Genomic DNA, 7,106 nt, shown 5'->3' with positions numbered 1-7,106 from the left:
GTGGAGTGGAGGGATCGGCGCTGTTCCGATCCCTCCACTCCACGCCCGGAACCCGTTTTTCTCCTGCTCGCTATCGTCGCGAACAGACGCCCATGAGGACGCTGCTCCTCCCACTCGGATTACGGGTGTTTTCAACACCCTCTAATCGGAGTCCGTATCAGAAGGCGAGCAATCGCTTCGGCCGACAGGTTCACGAGAATTCAATGCGGGTGTTGATCAGTGGAGAAGCTTTACGGGCGTTACCCACTGCCAGCCATCCTGCGTAGACGGCCAGCACGGCGATGTTCAGGGCCAGCAGACCCAGGTTCTCGTGCCTGGCTGTCCCCAGAAAGCTGACCAGATCAAACGCCGCGTGCCACAGCATCAATGGCAACAGTGACCCGGCCCGCAGGCGCAGCAGGGCCGCCACCACGCCGAACAGCAGCGAGAACACGATCTGCAAAGCTGTGGCGCTCATGCTCTGCCCGCCCAGCAGGTTCAGGGCGTGGGTCAGGGCAAAGGCCACCGACGACACCAGCACCGCTGTCACCACGCCGCGTGGCAGCAGCCACTTCATGAACAGGCCCCGGTACAGCCCCTCTTCGACGAAGCCCACCAGTCCAGCCAGCGCGATCAGGGAAGCGAAGTGGGTCAGGGTCTGCGGCAGGGCGGGATGCTGGCTGAACAGGTTGATGGTGACCACCAGCAGCGGGATGAGAAACAGGCTCCAGCGGTCCACCTTGAACCCACTCAGCCGCTGGGGCGAGACCGCTTTCCACTGCCGCCGGGCGAAGAACATCACAGCCAGCCACAGGGCGAAGAACGGATAGACCAGCGTCACGGGCTGTACCTGCTGCACGGCGCCCGCCGCGCCAGGCTGCGAACCCATCAGGTACAGCGCCGTTCCTGCCGCGCCAAGCAGGACGGCCAGCACCAGCGTGGTCAGCGCAATGGCCCAGTACGGGTGACGCTCGCCGAAACCGGGAGTCTGGAGCGAAGAAAGCTGGCCGTTTGTGCTGTTCATACGGTAGATAGTAGTACTATCTAATGCAGAATGTCAACAGCCATGAAGATGTCCGAACTCTCCAGAACCAGCGGGGTCAGCACCGCCAGCGTCAAGTACTACCTTCGCGAAGGAATGCTGCCTGCGGGGCAGGCCGTGGGGCCGCGCGACGCCGACTACGACGCGGGCCATGTCGAACGCCTGGAAATCATTCGCAATCTGCGTGATACGGCTCAGCTCCCGATTGCCACGGTCAAGCGGCTGATGGCCGCCGCAGACGACGACACCGTCCCCATCCCGCAACTGGTGGCGATGGCCCATTCTTCGGTGCTGGCCTCCCGCGAGATCACGGATCAGGAACGGGAACTTGCCACACAACTGCTAACCGGGTTGGACTGGACGGTGCCGGAACGCTCGCCTGTCTTTGGGCAACTCGCGCATCTGCTCGGCGTTCTGAATGCGGGCCAGGCTCCCACTGATCCGGGTGGACTGGCCCCCTGGCTCGCCGCAGCCCAGCAGGTCACGCAGGTGGAACTCGGTCTGACCCGGACGGGGGGCAGCCGCGCCCTTCTTGTTCATGATGTGGTGATCGGGACCTACCTGAGTAATCAACTGCTGGTCACGCTGCACATGGCGGCTCAGGTGAACGCGGCCATGAAGCAGTTCGGAGGTTGAGGGCAGCTCTCAACCAGAGGCGTGGGGAGGACTCCGTGGTCCGACAGCTTGAGAACAGGGCGAGTCCAGCGCCAGTCTCGCCAGAGACTCCGGGATCAGCCGCGAGACGGTTTCCCCGGCCCTCAAGGCCGCGTCCGCCACATCCGCTGGACCCCCGGCCCTCTCCTGGGCTGCTGGAGATGACCTCAAAAGCGGCAGCCAACCTACGCTTACGCGGCGTGCAGTGAATGCTCCAGGCAGTCTTGTTCTTCTCCACGGGCAACCATTTGACCGAAACATTCGGCACCGACGCGCGCGTCCTGCACCGCGTCCTGTCGCAGCGCATGGAACAGCAAGAAGCCGTCCTGAATGCCGTCGATGCCCTGGAGCGGCAAGGAATGGGCGCTGCCGCGTTAGGAACCTAGCTGGATACACTGCTCTGTCCCTACCCGCAGGTGGTGGCTGTAGAACGCTGTTCAGCGCGCGGCTGTCGGGCGTTGGGAAGGCCTGCCGAGCGGCCACCGCTCCTGGCCGTTTCGCTTTCTGCGAGGCCCACTGTGCGCTGGCGGGAGGGGGCGGACCGCTCTACGCCCTGTCCCGGAACAACGTGCGGGTGTGGGTGGACGCCCGGCGGCTGACGGGGGCGCTGGACGAGGGGGCTGCGCCGCTGAGCTACACGCTATTCCGGCCTGAGTCTGAACAGGTGATCGTGGTCCACATGCCAGAAACCTGGGCGGCTTCCACGACGCTGTGGGTGGCGAAGGTCCTGGGCACCACCCTCCAGGTGATCCCCATCCGAATCTCCCGCCCGGTGCCATGGAGTGCGTGGCCGTGGGCCGGCGCGGCGCTGTGGACCCTGCTGACGGGGGGCGTGACCGCGCTGGTCTTCCGGCTCCTGGAAGGCTGCCGCACGGCCCAGCGCGCCCTGCTGGACGAGCGGGCGCGGGCAGGCGGCGTGGTGCAGGCGGCCTCTTGAGGCTTATCTCCATCTGCGCAAAACCGGGTCACCCTCAAACCACACCACGTCGCAGGGATAAATTTCTTGAGTGGGGCCGCTCCCGCTGCACGCGCCCGGCACCTGCGGTCAGAGGAGGGTAACGACTTTCAATCGCAGCATAAATACCGTCTAAATCTCACCCTTTAAAAAACAGTATCAAAATCAGCCTGTCATCAGATTCAGAGCATACGGTTGTCTGATGTCTAGACCGCAGCCGCCCGTATTCTTCGATCCCACCGGCAAGCGCCGCCGCCGCGTCAACGTGCTGGGGGGTCTGCTGGTGGCGGCACTGCTGGTAGGTGGGGGGCTGAGTGTGTGGGCGCTGTGGACCGGCGACAGCATCCCCGAACTGCTGGAATCGCTGGTGGCAGACACGCCCACCGAGACGGCCAACCTGAAGCCGGGCGGCCAGGGGCCGGGGCTGCTGTACTCGGCAGTGGGCGAACCGGGGGTGGCAGCCTCGGTGACACCGCTGGAAGCCACGGCCTTTTACGTGGCGTGGGACCACCGCAGCCGCGACTCGCTGCGCCGCAACATCAACCAGATTGATGTGCTGGTCTCGGAGTGGTGGCATCTGGACGTGGACGGTGGGCTACTGCTGGAAGAACCCACATCCAACCTCGCCATGCTGACCGAGGCGCGCACCGCCAAGTTGGGGCTGGCCGTGATGCCGCTGATCAACAACTACAACCCCAGGACCCAGGCGTGGGATTCGGAGGCGCTGACCGGGGTGATGACCCACGCTGGGAAGCGCGTGGCGTTGCAGGACACCCTGCTGGCCGAGGTGCGCGAACACAATTTCGCGGGTCTCAACCTGGATTTCGAGGAAGTGGCCCCCGAAGCGGTGCCGGGCTACTTGCTGTTCGTCCAGAAGCTGTCCGAGTCGCTGCACGCCGATGGCAAGAAGCTGACCATCGACGCCCCGATGAACAACGGCGATTTCCCCTACGCCAAGCTCGCCAAACATGCCGATTCGCTGGTGCTGATGGCCTACGACGAGCATGAGGGCAGCAGCAAACCGGGAGCGGTGGCCAGTCAGGGTTGGATAGAGAAGCACCTGCGCCAGCGCCTGAAGGAAGTGCCTGCCGAGAAACTGACCCTGGCGTTGGGGGGCTACGGCTACGACTGGGCCGGACCCGGCCAGGGCGTCACCGTGTCGTTTCAGGAGGCGCTGGAGCAGGCCCGCACGTCCGGGGTGCAGCCGTACCTGGACCGCCAGACCCTCAATCCCACCTTCACCTATTCTCCCGAAAAAGAGGGAGAGGCGCAGCACACCGTGTGGTATCTGGACGGCGTGAGTCTGTACAACCAGGCGCAACTGGCCCGCACGCTGGGGATTGAACAGGTGGCGCTGTGGCGGCTGGGCAGCGAGGACCCCGGCGTGTGGCCCGCCCTGCACCAGAGCGGCGAGGATGTGCTGAGTAGCCTGTCCACCTTCGGTACCGACCGGCAGGTGGACTACGTGGGAGGGGGAGAGATGCTGAAAGTTCAGCAGGTCTCGCAGTCCGGGGAACGTCTGGTGTCCTTCGGCACCACTGCCGATACCCGTGGCCTGCTCGTGGACGACGTGACCAAAACCTTCGCCACGCCGTACATCATTGAACGCTGGGGCGAGGGCGAGAAGAATGCCGTGGCCCTGACTTTTGACGACGGCCCGGACGCCGTGTACACCGCGCAGATGCTGGATATTCTGGAGCGGGAGGGCGTTCCCGGCACCTTTTTTGTGATCGGAACGCAGGCACTGGCCCACCCGGCCCTGTTGCGGCGCATGGTGGACGGGGGCCACGAGATCGGCAGTCACAGCTTCTCGCACCCCAACACCAGCCAGATCTCGCCCAAGCACTTTGAGCTGGAAATGAACATCACCCAGCGCCTGATTGAAAACGCCACCGGCCACAGCACCCGGCTGTTCCGCCCGCCCTACGCCGAGGACGCCGAGCCGACCACCCCCATGCAGGCCAACGTGGTGGAGGCGGCCACCCGGCTGGGCTATTACGTCAGCAACATGAACATTGACCCCGACGACTGGAAAACCCCTGGCACGGGCGTGATCGTGGCGCGCGTGATGGATCAGATCCACGAGGGCCGGGGCCAGGTCATTCTGCTGCACGACGCGGGCGGCAACCGCGAGCAGACCGTGGCGGCCCTGCCGATCATCATTCAGAAGCTCAGGGCCGGGGGCTACAAGTTTCAGACCGCCTCCGCCGTCGCGGGCCTGACGCGCGACGAGGCCAACCCGTCCGCAGTCGGAAGCGGCAGCGTGGTGGCCTGGGTGACCGGCCTGAACTTTGCTGCGCTGGGCTGGCTGGGGGCCGCGCTGGGCGTGGTCTTCAAGATCGGGCTGGCGCTGGGCCTGGCCCGACTGGCGCTACTGATGGGCCTAGCGCTCAAAGAATTCATCTCTCGCCGCCGAACTGCGCCCGACATCGCCGTGGCCGACCTGCTCAGCATGGGCGTCATCGTTCCAGCCTTCAACGAGGCCAAGGTCATTGAGGCCACCGTGGCGTCCCTGCTGGCCTCGGATCTGCCGGGCCTGCGCGTGCATGTGGTGGACGACGGCAGCACCGACGGCACCGCCGACATTATTCAGGCCGCTTTCGGCAATCACCCGCGTGTGTCGTTGCAGCGGCTGGTCAACGGCGGCAAGGCCCGCGCCATGAACGAGGCCATGAAGGAACTGGACACCGAACTGGTCCTGATTCTGGATGCCGACACCCAGATCAACCCCGAGGCCGCGCGCCTGCTGGCCGGGCATTTCCACGATCCCCGTGTGGCGGCGGTGGCCGGCAACGCCAAGGTGGGCAACCGCGTGAACCTGCTGACGCGCTGGCAGGCGCTGGAGTACATCACCGCGCAGAACGTGGAGCGCCGGGCGCTGGCGCAGATGAACGCCATCAGCGTGGTGCCGGGGGCTATCGGGGCGTGGCGGCGCGCGGTGGTGCTGGAACTTGGAGGCTTTGACCACGACACCCTTGCCGAGGACGCGGACCTGACCATGCGGGCGCTGCGGGCGGGCTACCGCGTGACCTACGAACAGCGGGCGCTGGCCCAGACCGAGGCCCCCGAGACCCTGGCCGCGCTGATCAAGCAGCGCGACCGCTGGATGTTCGGTACCCTTCAGGCAGTCTGGAAGCAGCAGGGGGCCTTTGGGAGCAAGGCGTACGGCCTGCGCTTTTTTACGCTGCCCAACGTGGCGTTGTTCCAGGTGATCTTTCCGCTGCTGGGCGCGCTGCTGGACCTGACCTTCGTGCTGTCGCTGCTGTGGGGGCTGTTTCAATGGCAGTCGCACCCGTCCACCGGCTTCGTTGCCAGCGGCCCGCTGATCTTCACCGGCCTGTTTATCCTGATTGATCTGGCGGCGGCGGCCCTGGCCTTCTGGATGGAACGGGATGAGGACCGCCGCCTGCTGCCTCTGCTGATTCCACAACGCTTCATCTACCGCCAGATCATGTCCTACGTGGCGATCCGCGCCGTACTGGCGGCCACCCAGGGCCAGCAGCGCGGCTGGGGCAAACTGGAACGCTCGGGGCACGTGCAGGCACCGGTGGAAGTAAGTCAATCATAGGGCCGAACTTGCAGGCTTTTATCTCAACCAGGTCCAATTCCCAAGATGTTCAGCGCGGCCAGAGGATCATGCCGTAGGCGTCTGACCAGATCGGTGAGGTGTCGTGTTCGCGCGTGCAAAAGGGTCAACAGTATGCCGTGCAGGACAGCCAATCCTTGCGCTTCTTGTCGCAGTCGGTGACGATCTTCACGGAAGATCGTGTCGCGCCGATGGTGGCTCCGATTCTCTGAAATTGCAACATCTTACACGGACTCCGATTAGAGGGTGTTGAAAATACCCGTAATCCGAGCGGAGCGAGCAGCGTCCTCATGGGCGTCTGTTCGCGACGATAGCGAGCAGGAGAAAAACGAGTTCCGGGTGTGGAGTGGAGGGATCGGCGCTGTCCCGATTCCTGCGGCGTTACAAACGGAATCCGTATTATCAATGGTTCGGACAGTTTTGGGTGGCGTCGCGTGCTGGATGGAGAGGAGAAAAAGTGGGGTGTCGCGAGACGTCCAAGGCTCTGCTGGACACAGAATGCTCTGTATTCAGGTGATGTGTCTCCGATTGGTCAACAGGGCTGTCTGGCAGGGCAAATAAATAATATCAATCCAGGTGTCGGTGTCGGATTGAGTTTAATTCGGGCAACGGTTGAAGAACACCGTTCTGCTGGCAGCGTACCTGCTGAAAACTGTCCGAACCATTGATTATATGGTGATCAATAAGCCGAATCCGCCAAAAAGAAGGGAGCCTTTGTAGGCTCCCTTCTCCAATTTGAAAGTTTGGTTCGATTACCAGCGGTCGTCGCGGCGAGGGCGGTCGTTGAACGCAGGTGCAGGTCCAGCCTTCGTGACCACGATGTTCTTGGCCTGGGGGCCTTTGTTGCCCTGACCAGCTTCGACTTCGAATTCCACTTCGTCGCCTTCGTT

Annotated in this window: 5 protein-coding genes and 1 pseudogene; 4 read left to right on the top strand and 2 right to left on the bottom strand. The window is 63.8% G+C overall.

Going from position 1 to position 7,106, the window contains the following annotated elements; genetic code table 11:
* Nucleotides 1-190: 190 nt before the first annotated feature.
* Entirely contained in the window at nt 191-1,003 is an 813-nt protein-coding gene (locus tag BOO71_RS08490; RefSeq protein ID WP_075831518.1) for a CPBP family intramembrane glutamic endopeptidase, read from the bottom strand.
* Between the two features lie 42 nt (nt 1,004-1,045).
* Between BOO71_RS08490 and BOO71_RS08485 the strand changes: the two genes are divergently transcribed.
* The 4 genes from BOO71_RS08485 (at nt 1,046) to BOO71_RS08475 (ending at nt 6,198) form a co-directional block, all read left to right on the top strand.
* Nucleotides 1,046-1,657, top strand: coding sequence for a MerR family transcriptional regulator (locus BOO71_RS08485; protein WP_075831517.1), 612 nt, complete (start codon nt 1,046-1,048; stop codon nt 1,655-1,657).
* Nucleotides 1,658-1,884: 227 nt separating this feature from the next.
* Nucleotides 1,885-2,061 (top strand): hypothetical protein, encoded by a 177-nt coding sequence (locus tag BOO71_RS27735; RefSeq protein ID WP_175607404.1) that lies wholly within the window; start codon nt 1,885-1,887, stop codon nt 2,059-2,061.
* Between the two features lie 182 nt (nt 2,062-2,243).
* Nucleotides 2,244-2,612 (top strand): hypothetical protein, encoded by a 369-nt coding sequence (locus BOO71_RS08480; RefSeq protein WP_075831516.1) that lies wholly within the window; start codon nt 2,244-2,246, stop codon nt 2,610-2,612.
* Nucleotides 2,613-2,832: 220 nt separating this feature from the next.
* Entirely contained in the window at nt 2,833-6,198 is a 3,366-nt protein-coding gene (locus BOO71_RS08475; RefSeq protein WP_075831515.1) for a glycosyltransferase, read from the top strand.
* A 770-nt stretch (nt 6,199-6,968) separates the two neighbouring features.
* Here the strand turns inward: BOO71_RS08475 and BOO71_RS08470 are convergent.
* A pseudogene (locus BOO71_RS08470) lies at nt 6,969-7,106 on the bottom strand (cold shock domain-containing protein); the annotation flags it as partial.

This window comes from Deinococcus marmoris (assembly GCF_001949125.1).
GTDB lineage: Bacteria > Deinococcota > Deinococci > Deinococcales > Deinococcaceae > Deinococcus > Deinococcus marmoris_A.
Note: the sequence above shows the minus strand (reverse complement) of the source record. Positions and strands in the feature narration are given on the sequence as shown.

Excerpts from the sequence above, each read along its gene's own strand:
- BOO71_RS08490 (WP_075831518.1), bottom strand. The coding sequence starts at position 1,003 with ATGAACAGCACAAACGGCCAGCTTTCTTCGCTCCAGACTCCCGGTTTC.
- BOO71_RS08475 (WP_075831515.1), top strand. The coding sequence starts at position 2,833 with ATGTCTAGACCGCAGCCGCCCGTATTCTTCGATCCCACCGGCAAGCGC.
- BOO71_RS08485 (WP_075831517.1), top strand. The coding sequence starts at position 1,046 with ATGAAGATGTCCGAACTCTCCAGAACCAGCGGGGTCAGCACCGCCAGC.
- BOO71_RS27735 (WP_175607404.1), top strand. The coding sequence starts at position 1,885 with ATGCTCCAGGCAGTCTTGTTCTTCTCCACGGGCAACCATTTGACCGAA.